This is a genomic window from Neolewinella lacunae (assembly GCF_014349155.1).
GTDB classification, from domain to species: Bacteria; Bacteroidota; Bacteroidia; order Chitinophagales; family Saprospiraceae; genus Neolewinella; species Neolewinella lacunae.
In genome coordinates, this window is sequence record NZ_JACSIT010000076.1 from 18,871 (window position 1) to 37,500 (window position 18,630).

Annotated in this window: 15 protein-coding genes (1 of these 15 only partly in view); 6 read left to right on the forward strand and 9 right to left on the reverse strand. The window is 55.7% G+C overall.

What is annotated here, in order from left to right:
* Positions 1-166: 166 nt before the first annotated feature.
* Both H9S92_RS06210 and H9S92_RS06215 read left to right on the forward strand, forming a co-directional pair.
* The gene (locus H9S92_RS06210) at positions 167-3,694 is read left to right on the forward strand and encodes a VCBS repeat-containing protein (protein WP_222935999.1); all 3,528 of its coding nucleotides are present in this window, start codon (positions 167-169) and stop codon (positions 3,692-3,694) included.
* A 372-nt stretch (positions 3,695-4,066) separates the two neighbouring features.
* On the forward strand, positions 4,067-4,648 hold the full coding sequence (locus H9S92_RS06215) for a carotenoid biosynthesis protein (protein ID WP_246463693.1): 582 nt from the start codon (positions 4,067-4,069) through the stop codon (positions 4,646-4,648).
* Between the two features lie 189 nt (positions 4,649-4,837).
* On the opposite strand, the gene H9S92_RS06220 is transcribed toward H9S92_RS06215, so the two are convergent.
* The 6 genes from H9S92_RS06220 to H9S92_RS06245 form a co-directional block, all read right to left on the reverse strand.
* Positions 4,838-5,077 (reverse strand): hypothetical protein, encoded by a 240-nt coding sequence (locus tag H9S92_RS06220; RefSeq protein ID WP_187465847.1) that lies wholly within the window; start codon positions 5,075-5,077, stop codon positions 4,838-4,840.
* Between the two features lie 40 nt (positions 5,078-5,117).
* Positions 5,118-7,814 (reverse strand): TonB-dependent receptor, encoded by a 2,697-nt coding sequence (locus H9S92_RS06225; protein ID WP_187465848.1) that lies wholly within the window; start codon positions 7,812-7,814, stop codon positions 5,118-5,120.
* Between the two features lie 78 nt (positions 7,815-7,892).
* Entirely contained in the window at positions 7,893-8,648 is a 756-nt protein-coding gene (locus H9S92_RS06230; RefSeq protein ID WP_187465849.1) for a GLPGLI family protein, read from the reverse strand.
* Positions 8,649-8,679: 31 nt separating this feature from the next.
* The gene (locus tag H9S92_RS06235; RefSeq protein ID WP_187465850.1) at positions 8,680-8,952 is read right to left on the reverse strand and encodes a hypothetical protein; all 273 of its coding nucleotides are present in this window, start codon (positions 8,950-8,952) and stop codon (positions 8,680-8,682) included.
* 102 nt (positions 8,953-9,054) lie between these two features.
* Positions 9,055-9,372 carry a hypothetical protein gene (locus H9S92_RS06240; protein ID WP_187465851.1) on the reverse strand — a complete coding sequence of 106 codons (318 nt, stop codon included), beginning with the start codon at positions 9,370-9,372 and terminating at the stop codon, positions 9,055-9,057.
* A gap of 95 nt (positions 9,373-9,467) precedes the next feature.
* The gene (locus tag H9S92_RS06245; RefSeq protein ID WP_187465852.1) at positions 9,468-9,617 is read right to left on the reverse strand and encodes a hypothetical protein; all 150 of its coding nucleotides are present in this window, start codon (positions 9,615-9,617) and stop codon (positions 9,468-9,470) included.
* Positions 9,618-10,315: 698 nt separating this feature from the next.
* On the opposite strand from H9S92_RS06245, the gene H9S92_RS06250 reads away from it, so the two are divergent.
* Positions 10,316-10,462, forward strand: a complete 147-nt coding sequence (locus H9S92_RS06250; RefSeq protein WP_187465853.1) for a hypothetical protein — start codon at positions 10,316-10,318, stop codon at positions 10,460-10,462.
* Between the two features lie 319 nt (positions 10,463-10,781).
* On the opposite strand, the gene H9S92_RS06255 is transcribed toward H9S92_RS06250, so the two are convergent.
* The 3 genes from H9S92_RS06255 to H9S92_RS06265 all read right to left on the reverse strand — a co-directional run bounded on the left by H9S92_RS06255 (position 10,782) and on the right by H9S92_RS06265 (position 14,530).
* Entirely contained in the window at positions 10,782-12,260 is a 1,479-nt protein-coding gene (locus tag H9S92_RS06255) for a hypothetical protein (protein ID WP_187465854.1), read from the reverse strand.
* A gap of 11 nt (positions 12,261-12,271) precedes the next feature.
* Positions 12,272-13,768 (reverse strand): hypothetical protein, encoded by a 1,497-nt coding sequence (locus tag H9S92_RS06260; protein ID WP_187465855.1) that lies wholly within the window; start codon positions 13,766-13,768, stop codon positions 12,272-12,274.
* Positions 13,769-14,119: 351 nt separating this feature from the next.
* Positions 14,120-14,530 (reverse strand): hypothetical protein, encoded by a 411-nt coding sequence (locus tag H9S92_RS06265; RefSeq protein WP_187465856.1) that lies wholly within the window; start codon positions 14,528-14,530, stop codon positions 14,120-14,122.
* Between the two features lie 122 nt (positions 14,531-14,652).
* Here H9S92_RS06265 and H9S92_RS06270 point away from each other — a divergent pair, with 122 nt between their 5' ends.
* The 3 genes from H9S92_RS06270 to H9S92_RS06280 form a co-directional block, all read left to right on the forward strand.
* Positions 14,653-15,819, forward strand: coding sequence for an HlyD family secretion protein (locus tag H9S92_RS06270; RefSeq protein ID WP_187465857.1), 1,167 nt, complete (start codon positions 14,653-14,655; stop codon positions 15,817-15,819).
* Complete coding sequence (locus H9S92_RS06275) at positions 15,819-17,993, forward strand: peptidase domain-containing ABC transporter (RefSeq protein ID WP_187465858.1); 2,175 nt, start codon at positions 15,819-15,821, stop codon at positions 17,991-17,993. The genes H9S92_RS06270 and H9S92_RS06275 overlap by 1 nt, the downstream gene beginning before the upstream one ends.
* A gap of 82 nt (positions 17,994-18,075) precedes the next feature.
* On the forward strand, positions 18,076-18,630 hold the 5' end (the start) of the coding sequence (locus H9S92_RS06280) for a lycopene cyclase family protein (protein WP_187465859.1). The gene runs 597 nt beyond the window's last position; only the first 555 of its 1,152 coding nucleotides appear in the window; its start codon is at positions 18,076-18,078; its stop codon lies beyond the right edge, outside the window.

The window sequence follows — 18,630 nt, forward strand, 5'->3', positions numbered from 1 at the left end:
CGCTTTGTTTGAGGGCTGGTGTCCGCTCTTGCAAGAGGTGATCAGAGGAGCAAAGTTGCCCTGGTTTTGCCTGAAGCAGAATCACGGAAGCAGGCACGGTAGCCGGGAAGCGCTTAGCTTTGCAACGCGGGAGGCTGAACAAATCCTTAAAGTCAATCTTACCTTCATGTCGATGTCAACACTGCGCTGGTTTCTGTCCTTGCTCTTAATAGGCATTCTTTGCACCTGCGCTCCGGCGCCCCCTGCCCCTTTGTTTGAACTGACCGACGGCGAGGCCACCGGCCTGCTGTTTGCCAACCACGTGGCCGAAGACGATACGTTTAACATCCTCGACTTCGAGTACGTCTACAACGGCGGCGGTGTAGCGGTGGCCGATTTTAACGGAGACGGGCTCCCTGACCTCTATTTCACCGGCAATACCACCCCGAACGCCATGTACCTGAACCAGGGTGATCTCAGGTTTCAGGACGTCACCGCGCAGACCAACACCGCCGCCGCCAACCGTTGGTGCAGCGGGGTCACGGTGGTAGACATCAACGCCGACGGCCGCCCCGATCTCTACGTTTCCGCCACGGTCTACACCCCGGGAAGCAGGCGCAAAAACCTCCTCTACATCAACCAGGGGAACGACCCGGCCGGCATCCCCCAGTTCAGCGAAGAAGCCGATGCCTACGGCCTGGCCGACACCACCAACACCACCCAGGCGGCTTTCCTGGACTACGACCGTGACGGCGATCTGGACCTCTACCTCGTGGTCAATGAAATGGACAATCGCCTCATCCCAAACCGCTACGTCCCCAAACGCCGCGACGGCCAGGGACGCCGCAACGATCGCCTCTACCGCAACGAGGGCGACCAGGGCGCTGGCCACCCAGTGTTTACCAACGTCACCCTCGAGGCCGGTATTAATATGGATGGCTACGGACTGGGCCTGAGCATCTGTGACCTCAATCACGACGGCTGGCCCGACATCTACGTTACCAACGACTACGTGACCAACGACCTGCTCTGGATCAATAACCAGGACGGTACCTTCACCGACCGGGCCGACGAATACTTCAAGCACAGCGCCTACTCGGCCATGGGCAACGACGTGGCCGACCTGAACAACGACGGACTTGACGACGTGATCGCCCTCGATATGTTCCCCGAGGACAACTCCCGCCGCAAGTCGATGATGCCGGCCAACAACTATTTTTCCTACATCAACAACGACCGCTACGGCTACCAGTACCAGTACACCCGCAACGTCTTGCAGCTGGCCCAGGGCCCCCGGCCGGGCGAGAATACCACCCCCATTTTTGCGGAGATCGGCCGCTTTGCCGGCATTGCGGCCACCGACTGGAGCTGGGCGCCACTGGCGGCGGATTTTGACCACGACGGCGACCGCGACCTGCTGATCTCCAACGGATTCCCCAAGGACGTAACCGACCACGACTTTATGGACTACAACGTGGCCGTGGGCAACATCGCCAGCCGCGCCACGCTGCTGCCCAAAATTCCCTTCGTCAAAATTGCCAATTACGCCTACGCCAACGACGGTGGTGAAGTACCCACCTTTCGCAAAGTGACTGAAGAATGGGGGCTGGGCGCACCTTCGTACAGCAACGGGGCGGTCTACGCCGACCTGGACGGCGACGGCGACCTGGATTACGTGGTCAACAACATCAACGACCGCTGTTTCCTGTTCCGCAATACGCTGATGGACCGCAAAGAGAAGCCGGGCAATTACCTGGCCGTGCGCCTGCGGCAAAAGGATGGCAACACCGCTGCGATCGGGGCCCGGGTGGAGCTGACCGACGCCCAGGGGCGTTTGCTTGGCTCCGCTTTCCAGAGTCCGGTGCGGGGCTACCTTTCCAGCGTCAGCCAGGACCTTCACTTTGGTTTAGATACCATCGCTGCGGTGCAGCTTACGGTGACCTGGCCCGATGGCCGCCAGTCCCGCCACCCCGTTCCGGCCGTCAATCAGCTCATTACCATTGATGGGCCCACCGGCGCCTTGCCGGCCGGAGAGGTGGCCAACCGCCCGAACCGCACTTACCTGCAGGCGATGCCCGATTTGCTGGCCGCTTTTGGCCCGCACCGCGATAGTCTTTTCATCGACTTCAACGTTCAGCCGCTGCTGCCGCACAAACTTTCGGAGTACGGTCCGGGGCTGGCCGTTGCCGACGTCAACGGCGACGGGCTGGACGATCTCTACCGGAGTGGCTCTCACTTTTACGCGGGCGAATTGTTGCTACAGCAGGCCGATGGCAGCTTCCGCGCTGACCCGGCGGCGTTCGACGTCCCTAAGGGGCCCGAAGAGATGGGCAGTCTCTTTTTTGACGCCGACGGGGATGGCGACGTTGACCTTTACCTCGCTTCGGGCGGCAGCGAACTGAGCATCAGCAGCGAGGATTACCTGGATCGCCTGCTGATCAACGACGGGACGGGCAAATTTACCCTGGCGGCCTCCGCACTGCCGTCCGTCAAAAGCTCTTCATCCTGCGTACGCGCCGCTGACGTGGACCGCGACGGCGACCTGGACCTCTTCGTCGGTGGCCGCCTCCAGCCCGCCCGTTATCCTGAACCCGTAGACAGCTACCTGCTGCTCAACGACGGCAAGGGGGCCTTCAGCTTGGCCGCTAACGACGTGTTCAAGCAACTTGGCCTCGTGACGGATGCGCTCTTTACCGACTACGACAACGACGGCTGGGTAGATCTGCTGGTCGGCGGCCAAGGCATGCCCCTGCGGCTGTTCCGGAATACCGATGGCACTTTTGCCGACGCTACTCCCGGCGTATTTACCGAGCACAGTGGCTGGTGGAACGGGCTGACGGGCGTTGACTTCGACCAAGACGGCGACGTAGACTACGTGGCCACCAACTTCGGCGGCAACCACCTGTACCACCAGAATGGCGAAGACTTCGTTTCGCTCTACGGTGCCGACTTCGACCGCAACGGCGGCTTTGATTTGCTGGTGGGCGACCGCGCGCTGGGCCCCGACGGGCAATTTACTGAATACCCCCACTACCAACGCAAGGACACCGAAAAGCAGCTCGTCGCCGTCAAAGACCGCTATCCCCTGCACCAGGACTTTGGCCGCGTGACGATGGCGCAACTCCTCATCGACTTCCCCACCCCCAAGCTCGTTACGGCCCACGCCAATTACCTCCGCTCCGCCTGGATAGAAAACCTGGGCAACGGGCAGTTTACTTTCCATCAACTGCCCGCAGCGGCCCAGCTCGCCCCGCTCTTCGCGGCGGTGCCCGTGGACATCAACCAGGACGGCTACGCGGATCTGGTGGCGATTGGCAACGACTACGGCGCCGAAACGGGCGGGGGCCGGATCGATGCGCTCAACGGCATCTGCCTCCTGTTCGAACCTGCTGCGAAGACGTTTCGGCCGCTGCCCCTGCGGGAGAGCGGCTTGTACGTGCCGGGCAACGGCCGCAGCCTCGTACGGATGCGGGCGGGCGAGCAGCAACTGCTGGTGGCCGCCGAAAACCAGGGGCCTACCAGGGCTTACGCAGTGCCCGGCGCGCCGGGGCGTTGGCTCCGCATCGGGGCAAATACCGCCCGGCTGAACTTGGTACACGCGGATGGGCACCGTAGTGTCCAGGAGTGCTACTACGGCAGCGGATTCCTGAGCCAGAGCAGCCGGCAGGTGTGGATTCCCGCGACGGTGCGGGAGGTAACGGAAATGCCTTTTTAAATGGACATGAGGTTGAGCCCTTGCAATAACCACCACTAATTGGTCTTCAGAAGGCAGTTCTGTAGTATTGTAGTTCGGTAGTTCGGTAGTGGACAATGCCCCTCTACCGAACTACAAAACTACCGAACTAAAAAACAATTGCGATCTAACCACCTGAAAATCAGTGAATATCTAAGCTGCATTCCCCAAGCCTGACGTTAAACGAAGGGATTTTTCCCAACCATATTGCCTGTCATTTGTCATAGCCACTGACCAAAACCGCTCATCATCGCTGCTTCGTCCACTGGGTTCACCGCTTTCGAGCGCTACCTCGCCTACTTCCTGGTCTTCGCCTTCGCCAGCGGTGCCCTGGCGCACTATTTGCCGGCCGTCTTGCCCATCACGCGGGTTACTACCGATGGGCTTCTGCTGGTCATCAATGGCTTGCTGATTTATGCCGTGTACCGGCGCAACCGGGGCAGCGGGCTGTTCCTTTGGCTGCTGGTGGCGTACTGGTTTACCTTCGCGATGGAGGCCATCGGCGTGGCCACGGGGGCGGTTTTTGGGAATTATACCTACGGCCCGACCATGTGGTGGCAGTGGCTGGGGGTACCTTTCGTCATTGCCCTGAACTGGTGTGTGCTCACGCTGGCCTGTAATGAGCTGGCGCTGCGGATGCTGCCCCCTCCGGCGAAAGGAGAGGGGACGCTCGGGCGCAAAGTAGCGGTAGCTGCGTTGGCGGGGGGCATTACCGCCTTTTACGACGTGGTGATTGAGCCGGTGGCCATCCAGCTGGATTACTGGCAGTGGGGTGGGGGAGAGATTCCTTTGCAGAATTACCTGGCCTGGGCTCTGATTGCCTTCGTGATTTCGTTGCCCTTGCACCTTTTTGGAGTTCGCTTTCGGAGCCCGGTTTTGCTGGTGTACTTTTTTGCGCAACTCTTCTTTTTTGGGGTGTTGAATTTGGCGCTTTAAAAATTGGGGGGCGCGGCCGCAGGTGCAATGTAGGTTTACAAGGAGCGGTGGATGTTGAAGGCAGGCCGGACCTTGCTCTTTTATTGAGGACATGGCACCTGCGGCCGCGCCCGAAAAAATACAGCCCGGCTTCCTGATTGGGAAGGCCGGGCTGATGAAATGCGGCAGGCTGAAAGCGCGCCTTTGACCTTACTGCTGGTCAAGGGCATCCGCAATGGAAGCGAGCGTGCGGGCAGCAGCGCCACAGGTTTCGGCCGTAACGCTGACGTTGACGGTGGTGCCGCCAGTGGAAAAACTTCCCGTGAGCGTACAGGCTACGGTAGTCGTGATGGCAACAGGCTGGGGAGCTACTTCCACCTCATGGCCAGCGAAAGATACGGCAGAGGCCATGACGAAAGTGAGGGAGAGGAAAATGGACTTGAAAGACATGGTAATTAAATTTAAATGGTTGATATGATATGGAGAATGGTCAGAATGACCAGGAAATGCCGAAGATGAGGGTGCGGGGGCGGAGCAGGAAACTGCGTTGGGAGACCTGGTAGCTGTTTACGTAGTTCTGGTAAAAGGTGCCTTGGTTGAGCAGATTGGTCCCTTCGATGTGCAGTTTTATGCCCGATGGCAGGGTATGGTCGGCGGAAAAAGTAGCCAGCAGGGTGTGGGTCTGTTGGCCATTTTGCTTCCAGATATAGCCATCGGCTTTTGCACTGAGTTGCGTTTTCGGTTTAAAGCTGGCCGTTATGCCACCGCCATAGTTATAGGCATAATCGGCATTAACGGGCTGTTCTACGGTGCCGCGGTTGACGTTGACCGATTCTTTGTAGCCCGCCTGCAATGAAAGTTTGAGCCATTCCCTGATCGTAGAAAGATAGGTGAAGCGGGTATCGAGTATCTGGTATCGGTTGAGGTCAAAACGGCCATTTACTTCCAGTTGATTATTGAATTGCATGATGTTTACCTTCAGGTCGAGGTTGCCATTGAGCCAGGCGACGAACTTGCTGATGCCGCTGCGTAACTGAACGGAGTTAGACGGAAATCCTGCGGTGAGTCGTTGCTCGGTGAAGAGGGAGGCGACGCCCAAAGAGCGTTGGAGGCCGTTGGGGATATTTGTCCGTTGGATTCCGACGTAGTAGCTCAGCTGGCGGAAGGAATTGGTATAGTTATACCGCAGGCCGATGTTGTCGCTTTGCTGCAGGTAGAGGGTGTCGAGGCCCGTCATTAAAGTTTGGTGATCACTAAAATAGGGCACGGAGATCAACTGGTTGGGGGCGGGCAATTCCTGGCGGTGGCCCGCATTGAAGTTAAGGAGTGCGCGGGAGGAGAAGCGGTATTCGAGGGCCACATTCGGTTGGACGATCAAGTTGCGGAACGCGCCGTTTTGCGCTACAGACTGGTTGCGGTAGTTCAGTTGGATGGCGGCGAAATTGGCTCCGCCACTGAATTTGAGTTTGCCGAAAGTGCGGGAAAGGTTTTGTTCGAGGTACACTTCCCCGAAGTCGTAACGGAGGCTGGTTTGGCGGTCGGGGAATGCATTGATGCCATTGGCTTGATCGATGCCGTAGGCTTGAGCGTCGACTTGCCCGCTGGTTTTACGGTAGCCGGCGCGGGAGTCAAAAAACCACTTGCCGGGGCTGTAGAGTACGCTGATGTGGGGATCTAATTGGGTAGTTTTTTCTCTGGCGCTCTGACGGATTCCGTTCAGGGGGTTCTGAAAGAGCTGGGTGTAGCGATCCGAGAGGTGGTTGGCGAGTTGGTCATTGGACTCGTGAGAGGCAATGACTACCAGACGCAGGGCCAGCTGGTCGTTGATGCGGCGGGTAAAGCGCAGTCGCCCGTTGTATTGTTGAGGACTGCCTTCGAGGCGGGAGATCAGGTCGCTATCCAGTGCATCGGTGGTGGAGGTGAGGTCGGCTACCATGTCCTGTTGGGTAATGGTGGCTTTTATGTTCAGGTCGAGCCGACTGTTCTTAGCAACGTTAAGGCTGTTTTCACTGTCTAGCCACGCCATGCGTTCAGACTCCCGGTATAGCTTGAAGTGGTCTACGGTAACGGGCAGGTCTTCGCTGAAAAAATTAAGCCGCTCCTGGTTGTTGAGCCGGAAAAGGTTGTTGTGCAGCGAATAAATGGTGCGGCTGCGGAGGTTTTTGCTGGGATTTAGGATAAGGGAACCGGCCGTGGCGTAAACTTCATTGCGCAGGTATTCGCGGGGGCTGATGGATTTGGGCCGGTAGCCGGTGGTCGTGGAGAGCAAGTCCGGGCGCTGGCTGGCAATAACGCCGCTGTTGCCATTTACCTGGTAGCTCATGTCGATGCCACTGCTGGGGTCTTGCCCCAGGGTATTGTTTTGGGCAAAGAGGACGGCTTTGGTCTTTCCAGAAAGCATAAAAACGTTGGCATCGTTGTCCATACCTCCGGGTAACCCGGCGGCCAGCTCTACTTCGCCGAAGATGATTTTTTTGCGGCTGTCTTCGAGTTTAAGGTCTAAGACGAGTTCTTTGTTCTGGTCGAGATCACCGGTGAGTTGGTCTTCGGTAAAGTTGCTGATTACGTCTACCCGGTTTACGAAACCGGCGTTAATGTTTTGGGTCGCCAAGCGATAATTGCGCCCGAAGGCATCTTCCCCGTCAATTAGTACCCGGTCGATGGCTTTCCCCTGGACACTGATGGTTCCCTGCTCATCGACCTCCACCCCGGGGAGTTTCTTGAGCATATCCTCTACCTTTTCTTCCGTTCCATCGGTGTAGCTCCCGGTATTGAACATCAGGGTGTCTTCGCGCTGGGAGATGGGTAGGGCATCGGCCGTTACTTCAACGGTGGCAAATTCGATGGGTACTGGTACCAGACGAAAGTTTACGGGGGATTTTAGCTCGGCCAGGGGGCGGGAGAAGGTGGCGTAGCCAAACATTCTTACTTCGAGGGTGAGGGCACCGGCGGGAGTATCTCCCAGCGCCAGTTCAAACTTGCCGTCCACATCGGTCAAAGTATAGCCCTTGATCGTACTGCCTTCGAGGAGAACCAGTTGCGCAGAGGCTAAAACTGCACCTTCCGAATCCAGCACTTGCCCCGTGAGCAGTTTGTTGTTTTGCGCCAAGACCAGACCGCTGAAGAGCAAGCCCAGCCCGAATAGGTAAATGCGTTGCAGGTACCGCTTTGGTAATAGAAAATGCATAAGGTCAGTGGTTTGGATGGGAGAATGGAGAAAGAGAGCAACAATGATGGCCTCGCTCAGCCCGGGCTGGTTCTGGGATTAATGAGACACCTCGAAGTAGCCCTTGTGCTTGTTGGGGGTAATGGTTACACCTGGGTAGGAGGCGATCTTTTGGAAAAATTCTTCGTCTTTCCGTTCGCGGGTCTCGTAGAATTCTTCAAAACCGATGCTGATGCCTTGGCGGGGCGGCTTATTCCAATCTATTTCTTCGTCAGAAACCAGGCGGATACCTGCGAAAATGAACTGAATGATGCCCTGGCGGTCTTTTGCCTCGAGGATCAGGCCAGGCAAGCCAGCGAGTTTCCACGGACCCGCATCGAGGGGTAGGGCTGTGGTAAACCAGGCTTCGTAGACGCGGCCCCGGAACTCCGTTACGGCCATCTGGCAATGGTAACCCCCTATTTCCCGCACCCCGTCGGCCTGGATTTCCCACTTAAGTTCCGCCAGGTCTTCAGTGATGATGAAAGGTTGGTCTTTGATCAAATCACGGGAGATGAATTTGCGCTTGCCTTTATCCCGGTGAAACACAAAGCCGTAGGCATCGCTGTAGGTGATTTTTATATTGTTGTTGTCGTCCTTTTCGACTTTTTTGCCTTCCCCTCCTTGGCCATAGCGGTAAGTGGAAATGTCGCCATTGCTTACCAGGGTGGCAAAGTCGTCATTGCTGAAGAATTCGCCGCCTGGGTCATTTACCCGTGGGTTCTTTTTTTGTAGGTATTTTACTTCGACCGATGCCTGGCCAAAGGCTGCCACCGAGACAAGTAAAAGGATTAAGGATTGCAGAAAAATTTTCATGATTTCTGGATTTAAAGGATAAAATTATGAGCTATTTATTGGTGGCTGCGGCAATTACCTGATTGAGTTGTTCGGTTGCTTCCACGTAGCTGTGCGAGGCCGAAGTGACGGAGAGGATGGACTCGTCAACCTGAAGGTGAACAGTGATGTATACCTCGCTTCCTTTTTTGGTGTATTCGAGGTGCATTACCGTCACCCCGTCGGGCGTATGGAAGGAGCTTGTGCTGGGAGGAAGATCAGTACTCGGGGAGGTGATACCAAAAGCACTGAAAGTAAGAAGGGTGGATACGAAAAGACTATACATGACTTGATGATTTTTAAAATGAAAAAGGATGGTTTACCCGAAATTCAGTCGGTTGGGTTGCGCTGGTTTAGGGCGCGGGGGTTAACAGCAGAGATGGGTTGGCTAGATAATGGCCAGCACCATGTTGAGGGCCTCGCGGCAAGTTGCAGCCGTGGCAGAAACGGAACCTCCGGTGCCACCGGGGATGCTGATCTGAACGGTGACGGTGCAAGAGGCATCATCTTCGAGAATGCTGGTAGCGGCTACGAGCTTAACGGGGGCGTCAGCCGGCAGTTTGGCCATGGCTTCGTAGATGAGCTTGTTGGCGGCTTTGATCGTCAGGGGCTCGTCACCGGTCAGGGTGTTGTCGGGCAGGTTGGCGAAGACAGAAGTGCCAATGAAAAGAAGACAGAGGGAGAAGAAAAGTGACTTGAATTTCATGGTTGGAAATTTTAAAAAGAGGATTAAATAAAAATGGGTTAATGACCTCTTCTCGGGCAAACCATCCAGTTTTTGTTAATCAGCTACGCAGCGGATTAATTCGGCCAGGAAGGGCGCGGAAATCCCGGTAAATTCCAGGGGAAACCTGGGTCTGGATTATCGGGGTCGGGCCAGCAGTTGATCGGGTCACCGTCGCCTCCGACGATGTTCCGGGCCTGCCCGGGGAGAAGATTGTCGATCTTCATGATTAAAAAATTTAGAGGTGAAGAAATATGTTTGTCATTCACGTCCACTGGTTACGCTTCCGTTGCTGACAAGGCAAAGATGAGGGGAGCAGCAGGGGGCGGTAAAGGACAGTTAAGGCCGCAGCGTTCCAAAGGGTTGCGGTGAGTTGGTCTGAAGGTTTTAGTTTCAAGTTGTTGATTTCCAGTGTTTTGAGCCGTTGTTATTTTGGGGTCGTCCCGCTTGAAAGTTGGTCGGGTCAGGCCCGAAATTTTCGGAATAATGCCGAGGATGAAAGGAAAAACATATTCAGGACAGGGCGTAAAATGCGTGGGGGCGTCAAAAAACCGGGGCGAGGATGGTGTGGGATGACCCTATACCATAATGGTATAAATACACCGTACCTGTCGGAGGGTAAAAAGGCAGTCGCGTCGGTCCGCTGCTGGGAACTGGTTATGCTCCCGTGCCCCTTTTTTATTTCCTGCCAGGGTTGTTTCAGGTTTATTACCTGAAATAACCACTGCTCGGGGCAAAGAAGCAGAAAATTTACAACCAGTAGTAAGTTGTTGATTTTCAGTCACTAAGATGATTGTAAAAATTAAAACCGAGGCTTTTCAAAAGAACGATTGAGCCTTTGCGGTCCTTTTTAAGCCGCTGTAATGGGAGGAACTTTGGAACATCAAATCACACACACTTACTCACTTATCTAAATTTCTTCGTCATGAAAACCTTTACTTCTCCCAACACCCTCACCCCCCTTACTGACAGCGAACTGGCCAACATCTTTGGCGGCAGTGACGTGGTGATTGACCCCGCTACGATTTTGGATTCCGCTGCTTTGATTACAGAAGATACTCCTGATCTCTAGCCATTAATAAATGGATGCTTTCGCTGTACTGACATCGTGTGCTACAGCCTAACAATGAGTTGGAAAGGAGGCTCCGCGAAACAGCCTGGTCAGCAATTCTCAGTTTAGCCTTTGATCCCTCTCCCTCGGCTTATTTCTGGGGCCCCTACCCCAGAAAACGCGTCCAAGGGAGAGGGATGACCTTTCGAGCTGAATTTTGGCAAAGAGCAAAATTTTATCTCTCCAGGATAGCTTTTACAACTAGTAGAGGAGGGTTTTCTTTTGGTTGTAGCAAGGTGGTAGACTCGAAATGACTAAACTGAGAATTACTGCAGCCTGGTTACTTTTTCATTAAAAAAGACCATAAGGCCTCGTAACCTACAATCTCAGTGTAGGGGTGCTCAAAATGCTTACCCATCGGGTTGTCCCGCAGTCTTTGCAAGTACTTTTCTGCGGACTGCATCACAAGCGGCTTGTGGTAGCCGTTCTCGGGGAACTGGATCAGGGCAAGCAAAAAGCTTTTCGCTCTCAGGTGTTGGGGTTCGCCCAGGTGCCGATGGATGTACTTACGGATGGCGTCGGCCTGGTCGAATTCCTTATCCCGTTTAAAAAGGATGTGTTCCATTACCTTGATGATGATCACGTGGATGTTGCGAAGCCCTTTCTCCTGCTGGGAGGTTTCGGTCTCGTTCAGAAACTTGCCAATGCGCAGAGGGTTAAGGCTTGTTTCTCCCGCTTGCGTTGTAACCAGGCCTATCCTGGTCAAAAGGTAGAGGTAGGCTTCGAGGATGGCCTGGGTTTCTTGATAGTTGCTGGCTAGCCCCGTTCCTAACTTGTTTTGGAGTACGTCGAGGAAATGCCCGTAAGCCAACTGGTATTGGCCACCGCGCATGGCCATTACAATCAACAGTTCTTTCGTCGAGTAGTAGTCGAAGGGATCACGGTGGTCCATTTGACTTAGTGTCTCGAGTGCAAAGTCCAGCCCTTCCTCGTGGAGCGCTGCGTTTAAGTACAAGCGGACTAGGTTATTCTTAAATATATTAATGCTTTTTGCATGTATGGGATTGTCCTGATTAAAACTAGCAATAGCGGCTTTACTTATTGCAATACCTTCTTCATATTCTCCCCGGGTCACACTAAGTTTGAGGCCAAGCGTTGCGCGTGTCAAGCGCACTCTGTTTCGGTCAACGGCCACAATCGCGTCGATCTCTTTCAAAGCCTCGGAAAGGTAGATGGTCTTTGCCTCATTACTTTCACGCATGACGTTCATAAAAGTAAGATGCTGGGAATGTTTGAAGCTTACCTGCAGCTTATAGTCGTAGGCAAGTTCCACGCGGGCCATATCCAGCAGTGCGAGGTAATCGTTTTTTCTGGAGGAGGTTGCGGGCGGGTTTTTGGCCACAGCAAGGGCTCCGATCAGTAAAGGCTCCTGTAGGTCAAAAGTTCTGGCGTTTTCTATACCCTGTTCACGCATGGCTTCCAGAAAAACTGCGCGGGCCGCTGAGCTGGAGCACTGGGTCCCTTGTACGTAGTTCCATAACTTGTCATTGGCGCTGAAGCGATTTTCGGGAGGGCTTTTGTCGGTAATGTCTATCGCCAGTATTCCATTAATCAGGGCCAGTTTGAGGTGGTGCTTTACCTTTCGGTAGGCACTACTCCCCGCTGGTAAGCCTAGCGTGGTGGCGGCCTGTTCGTCCGTAGGCGCGGGGGCTTCTTTAAGGTAGAGAAATAAACGTTTGACGCGCTGATCTCTCTTACCCTCACCAACGGGCAAGAAACCGTCGCCTAACATATTGGCCAACTCCTGCAAGTAGATCATAGTAGGGGGCGTTAGCGGAGATTAGTCCTTTTGTTACGCAGCTGTTGCAAGAGTAACGCCCACAGGCTTTCAAACGGGATGATCTCCTCCACGTTGCTTGCAAGGAATCCTTCCCCCAAGGCTTTGGCTTGGAGTTTGATCAAATACTTCGCACCATGTCGCTCCACCGCTACCCGGTGAAAACCTTGCTCAAAAACGGTGGAGAGCAGGGCGTGGAAGTACTTGTATCGGGGATTGGTAACCTGGTTAGAAGGAAGCATCGCTTGCCAGTGCTTAAGGGCCACCCGGTACCTCCGCCGCGCCAATTGCTCCATTAAGTTGATGAGGTGGTAGTGGTTGACGCAGTTAGGATCGTTGAATAGCAGTAGGTGGCTCAAGTTTGCCTTTATTTTGCGCAATATTCCTCCTTCTTCGTTAAGGGGCGGGACCACAACTGCAAGTTCCCGCAGTAGGTGCAGGTAGGCTCCAAAAAGTGCCAGGTTCTGACCAAAGATTTGGGCGTCACCGTAGGTATTTACCCAATGGTCGAGAGCTTCCAGCGCTGCGGTGGCCTCGTCGTAGTGACCCGTGCGGAACGACAGCAAGACCCGGATTTCCAATATTTTCCCATAGTTGTGGCTGCCGGGGGCTATTTCTTCCAAAAGCTGGTCGGTAAGCTCGATGCCGCGCTCGTAGTTGTTGGATAATAAATATGCATGCCCAAGATAAAGATGGTAGGTCAGCCGCCTTTCCGGAAACGCATTGCCCATCTCCGTGAGAAAGGCTAAGGCACCATTGGCGCTCGCAATGATATCTTCCGGCTTACGTTGGATGGTGGCCCGCAGAATTTTCACTTGGAAGGTCAATAAATCCAAAGTAAAATGCTGGGCAGCTACTGGAACGTTTTTGAGGCGGTCTAAGGCCGCAGTAGCCCGCTCCACCAGTGTAGCCGCCTCTTCACCCGTGGTGTGCCGGTAGTGGATTTCCTGAAAATCAAGTATCCCTTGTTGCAACAATAAATTTACCTGTCGGTAATAATTCGCCCGTTCCCGGTAGAAGAGGTAGGCTTTTTCGTCAAAATTGAGGTGGGCCGTGAAAACAGCAATGGTCTCACTGGCGATCTTGGCGGCTAATACCAACCCCGCTTCCTCCGCCATCTGGAAAGCCTCCTTCAGTAGATGGATACCCAAGGAAGAACTGGCGTCCAAATGGATCACCCGCCGCCGCGCAATCGCAATCAGCTTCCACACGTACTTGCGCACGTCAGCTAATTTACCCGAGGTCATTTCGCCCGGCTGAAGGGCGGAGAGATTATTAGCCAGCACCCCCTCCAAATAACGCAGGGTTCGCCGGTGTACTGTGCCACCAACGGGGCAACCCAGTACCGCAGCCTCCGCCTCTGGAGCGTGGTGATCAGCCTGCTGCAAATACTGATAGAGCCGAAAAGCACGCTTCCCGTTGGGTGTTTTTAGATCAATGCTTAGTCTTCTCGATCCCATTTGGCCTACGAGGTCATACACGTAATCCATAAATCGGTTGGTTTATCTTCAGTTCCAGTCTTCAGTCGTAGGGGTAAACATAATGCTATTTTCGCTAGTAAATCCTATGCTAAGCCAAGTTTTTTACCCCGTTCATCGAGCTTAGGCTTATTGCTGTTGCGGAATTCTTTTGGGGTGGAGGTCGGTTGGAGCGAAGCGTCTGGCGAATCAAAAGACCTGTCTTTAAAGAGTTGTATAAAAGGTGTAAAGGGATGTATATCAGTTGTTTGCAAATTATTTTAGCGCAAACCAGGCCTGTTTCTACGGAACAATCTGTGTGCGCCTGTCTTTTCGTGAACTTTTCCTTTCCGGCATATTTGTGGCGTACCGATTTTAAAACAGTTACCACAAATTATGCAGCCACCCTCTCCCCACTTCCAACAATTTTGGCGCAGTTGCCAAAGCGGTATTCTCGCCGACGTAATTCTGGGTTCTCCCAAAAGCCAGAACTGCAAAGATTTTGGCATCTGTCGGATTACCCTGGAGTTGGGCGAGCCGCAGCATGCTTGCCACAACCGCGTCCTTGCTTATTTTCGTATGGACCCGCCCACCAGCCGCCTCTTGGTGCACTTCCTTTCTTGTACCATCAATACGGATTGCGCCGCTTATTTCTTCAGCAAGGATACCTTTCGGATCGACGAGGATTATGAACTTCCCCCCAGCGTGGCCAAAGCCTTGGGCATAGAAAATAGCGGCCCCAATTTCCGAATTGAAAAAGGCAATTATCCTGCCTTGATCGATGACCATTTCCATACGGTCTCTTTACGCCTGGCCCAGGCAGCAGGGGCCGCGGCAATGGCCCGGCGTGCCGCATAGGCTGAAATGGAATGGCGCCTGGTTTAAGATGTTTATTTTTTACCTGAAAATATATTCAGATGGCACAAGTACTTAATAGCTCCCGGCACGATCCTGCGTATACCGTAGAGGGATTGTACGCCCGCCACCACCAACGCACCTATCCTGTTTATCTGGCTGTTGTCTTTTCGGTAGTGCTCATTGCATTGGCCCTGCCGTTTATTACCGTGGCCGTAGGCAGTGAAGGCCGCGCCATCCTCCAGACCACCGAGCGGCCAACCAGTCTACTGGCCCCCACCGCCGGCCGGGTCCTCTTCGCCCGCCTGCGCGATAACCTCTCCGTAGCCGCCGGCGATACGGTGCTCATCCTGGATCCCTCTGAGTTGCACGCCGAATCCAGCCACCACCACACGCAGGCCGAAGAACGCCGGGCGGCCATCAAAGACCTCCAGGAACTCATTCGCGTATTGCCAGCCGACGGCTTCCCCCAGCTCTCTACCGCCCTCTACCAACGGGATTACCAAGACTTCCGCCACCAGTGGGATGAGGCCTCCCTCAAAGCGGCACACACCGCCCGCCAACTGGAGCGCCAGGAAAAACTATTCGCCTCCGGCACCATCGCTCCCATGGAAATCGAACGCTTTCGCTTTGAGCACGAACTGGCCAGCAACGAACAAACCCAACTCAAAGAACGCCGTCGCCACCTCTGGGCCCAGGAACTCGTTCGCAACGAACAAGAACACGCCGAACTACAGCAAAGCATCACCAAACTCCAACAACAATCCCGCCACCTCGTCATCACCGCTCCCGTCGGTGGGCACCTGGTCCAAACGACCGCCCTCCCGCCTGGCTCTTTCGTCGGGCCAGCCCAGGAAATTGCCGTCATCTCTCCCGCCGGCGAGCTGGAGGTCGCCATTCAGGTCGCTCCGCAGGATATTGGCCTCCTCCGTACCGGTACGCCCGTAAGCCTGCAAATGGATGCTTTTACCCACACCCGTTGGGGCCTGGCACGGGCTACAGTGCGCGAAATAGACAATGACGTAAGTACCGACCAATTCGGCCACCCCCATTTTGTGGTGCGCTGCACCCTGGCCGATGCCGAACTACGCCTCGCCAGCGGCCACCGGGGGCAACTCGCCAAAGGCATGACCGCCACCGCACACTTCACCCTGGCCCGCCGAACCCTCGCCCAACTCCTGCGGGATCGCCTGGAAGACTGGCTGCCCACCCCCCAAATCGTCGAGTAATGAAAAAGAACATCAAGCAACACGATCGCTCCGATTGCGGAGCCGCCTGCCTGGCCTCCATTGCCGCACACTACCGCCTGGGGCTACCTCTGGCCAGGATACGCCAATTGGCCGATACCAACGCCAAAGGCACTACCCTGCTAGGACTGATCAACGCCGCCACCCGCAATGGCTTCACCGCCCGGGGAGTACGCGCCGACGCCGCAGCCCTGACCTCCGTAGAAATGCCCGCAATCGCTCACCTTTTTCTGGAGGGGAAAAGCCACCATTTTGTGGTGCTTTACCGCGTTGGCAAACGGTCGGTGAAGATCATGGACCCTGCCACGGGCCGGATGGAAAGCCGACCCGTGGCCGAGTTCCTGACCCAGTGGACGGGCGTCCTGCTCCTCATCGCCCCGGGCGAAGCCTTCACCCCGGGCGAACAACGCACCAGCCTCGGCCGCCGCTTCAGCCACCTGCTGCGCCCCCACCGCGGCGTGCTGTTGCAAGCCCTGCTGGGTGCTGCCATCTATACCGTGCTGGGCCTTTCCACCGCCATCTACCTGCAAAAGATCACCGACTTCGTACTCACCAGCGGCAATACGGGGCTGCTCAACTTGCTCAGCGTCGGGATGCTGGCCGTGTTGGCCATCTCCATTTTTCTGGGGACCATGAAATCCGTCATGGTGCTGCGGACGGGGCAACTCATCGATGCCAAACTCATCCTCGGCTATTACCAACACCTGATGCGACTGCCGCAACGCTTCTTTGATACCATGCGCACGGGCGAAATCATCTCCCGCGTCAACGACGCCGTCAAAATCCGGGCTTTCATCAATGACGTTGCCATTAACCTGCTCGTCAACGTCTTCATCGTTGTTTTCTCCTTCGCCCTCATGTTTACCTACTACTGGAAACTGGCCGTGGCCATGCTGCTCGTCATTCCGCTCTACACCCTGGTGTACTGGCTGACCAACCGGCTCAACCGCCGCCGCGAGCGGGAGCTGATGGAAAGGGCCGCCGAATTGGAAAGCCAACTGGTGGAAAGCGTCAACGCCGCCCGTACCATCAAACAACTTCGGCTCGAAGATTACGCCAACCTGGAAACAGAAACCCACTTCGTCCGCCTCTTGGGCACCAGCTACCGTTCTGGTCTCAACGGACTCTTCTCCAGCACCAGCGCTGAAGCGATCGGACGGGTTTTCACCGTCTTTTTACTATGGTTTGGCGCGGGCCTCGTCATCAAAGGGGCCATCAGCCCGGGCGAATTGTTAGGCTTCTACGCACTGATTGGTTACTTCACCGGCCCCGCCCAGAGCCTCATCGGGATGAATAAAAAAATTCAGAACGCCCTCATCGCCGCCGACCGTCTCTTCGAAATCGTCGATCTCGTTCCCGAACCCAACACCGCTGATGCCATCGTATTGACCCCCGAACTGCTCGGTGAGGTGAGGTTCCAGGACGTACGCTTCAGCTACGGCGCCGGACGTGAAGTATTTCAGGGCCTGAACCTCACGCTGCCCGCCGGGAAAATCACGGCCATTGTGGGCGAGAGCGGCTCCGGCAAGTCAAGCATCGCCCATTTGGTCCAAAAGCTTTATCCGCTTGAAGGCGGGCAGATCTCCATCGGTGGGCTGGACCTCAATTACCTCGCTACCGATAGCCTCCGGCGCTACGTCGGTGTGGTGCCGCAGCAAGTCGATCTCTTTTCCGGAACCCTGCTCGAAAACATCACCATCGGTACGGGGAAGCCCGATATGAAGAAGGTCCTCGACCTGTGCCGCGAACTGGGTATGCTCTCCTTTATAGAGCAATTGCCCAACGGCTTCCATACGCCCATCGGAGAAAACGGCGTCAACCTGAGTGGTGGCCAGCGGCAACGCATCGCCCTGGCCCGGGCGATCTACCGGGAGCCCAGAATTTTGCTCCTCGACGAAGCCACTGCCGCCCTCGATTCCGTGAGCGAAGCCTTCATCCAGCGGGCCATCCACCGGCTGCGCGCCTCCGGCACCACCATTCTCGTGATCGCCCACCGCCTGAGTACCGTGGTGGAGGCCGACCAGATCATCGTCCTGGCCGATGGCGCAGTGCTGGAGAGTGGTACCCACCACGAACTGCTCGATGCGCAGGGCCACTACCAGGAACTCTGGCACCAGCAATTCCCGGCGGCCCCCGCCCGCCGGATGGTAGGGTAGGGACTGCAACATTTTCCCACCCCTCCCGTTGCATTCGGTGCACGCCGGGGCAAGGCTAGCGCCGGCCAGCACGAACTGCCGTATGACCAACCACTACTCCCTGGCCATCCTGGGCGGCGGCCTGGCGGGCCTCAGCCTCCTCTACCACCTCCAGCGGGCGGGTAAACTGGCCGGGCAGCGCGTCTTACTCGTCGATCCCGCCGGAACCAAAACCGGCCACGACCGCAGCTGGTCCTTCTGGGAAAAGGAACCAGGACCCTTCGAAAGCCTCGTCTATCAGTACTGGGACGAAGTGACCGTCCACAACGCAGGCCAAAACCTGGTATGCGACATCCGCCCCTACCGCTACAAACTCATCCGCAGTACCGAGTTTTACGCCCACGTCAATGCCGTCATCGATACCATCCCGGGCTTGGAGCGTCTGGCCGCACCCGCGACCGACATTCGCGTCGAGGGCAAGCTCGTTCACTTTAAGGTAGAGGGACGGGAGCTGGTGGCGGACCTTGCTTTCTCGTCCCTCCCCCTGCACCTGCGGCCGCGCCACATTAAAGCACCCTACCTCGACCAGCACTTCCGCGGCTGGTTCGTTCGCACGGCCGAACCCACCTTCGACCCCGCTCGGGCCGCCCTCATGGAT

Bases quoted from the DNA above. Each gene is read 5' to 3' on its own strand.
- H9S92_RS06245 (WP_187465852.1), bottom strand. From the start codon at position 9,617: ATGAAGATCGACAATCTTCTCCCCGGGCAGGCCCGGAACATCGTCGGA.
- H9S92_RS06210 (WP_222935999.1), top strand. From the start codon at position 167: ATGTCGATGTCAACACTGCGCTGGTTTCTGTCCTTGCTCTTAATAGGC.
- H9S92_RS06250 (WP_187465853.1), top strand. From the start codon at position 10,316: ATGAAAACCTTTACTTCTCCCAACACCCTCACCCCCCTTACTGACAGC.
- H9S92_RS06220 (WP_187465847.1), bottom strand. From the start codon at position 5,077: ATGTCTTTCAAGTCCATTTTCCTCTCCCTCACTTTCGTCATGGCCTCT.
- H9S92_RS06265 (WP_187465856.1), bottom strand. From the start codon at position 14,530: ATGGAAATGGTCATCGATCAAGGCAGGATAATTGCCTTTTTCAATTCG.
- H9S92_RS06275 (WP_187465858.1), top strand. From the start codon at position 15,819: ATGAAAAAGAACATCAAGCAACACGATCGCTCCGATTGCGGAGCCGCC.
- H9S92_RS06240 (WP_187465851.1), bottom strand. From the start codon at position 9,372: ATGAAATTCAAGTCACTTTTCTTCTCCCTCTGTCTTCTTTTCATTGGC.
- H9S92_RS06230 (WP_187465849.1), bottom strand. From the start codon at position 8,648: ATGAAAATTTTTCTGCAATCCTTAATCCTTTTACTTGTCTCGGTGGCA.
- H9S92_RS06270 (WP_187465857.1), top strand. From the start codon at position 14,653: ATGGCACAAGTACTTAATAGCTCCCGGCACGATCCTGCGTATACCGTA.
- H9S92_RS06260 (WP_187465855.1), bottom strand. From the start codon at position 13,768: ATGGATTACGTGTATGACCTCGTAGGCCAAATGGGATCGAGAAGACTA.
- H9S92_RS06225 (WP_187465848.1), bottom strand. From the start codon at position 7,814: ATGCATTTTCTATTACCAAAGCGGTACCTGCAACGCATTTACCTATTC.
- H9S92_RS06255 (WP_187465854.1), bottom strand. From the start codon at position 12,260: ATGATCTACTTGCAGGAGTTGGCCAATATGTTAGGCGACGGTTTCTTG.
- H9S92_RS06235 (WP_187465850.1), bottom strand. From the start codon at position 8,952: ATGTATAGTCTTTTCGTATCCACCCTTCTTACTTTCAGTGCTTTTGGT.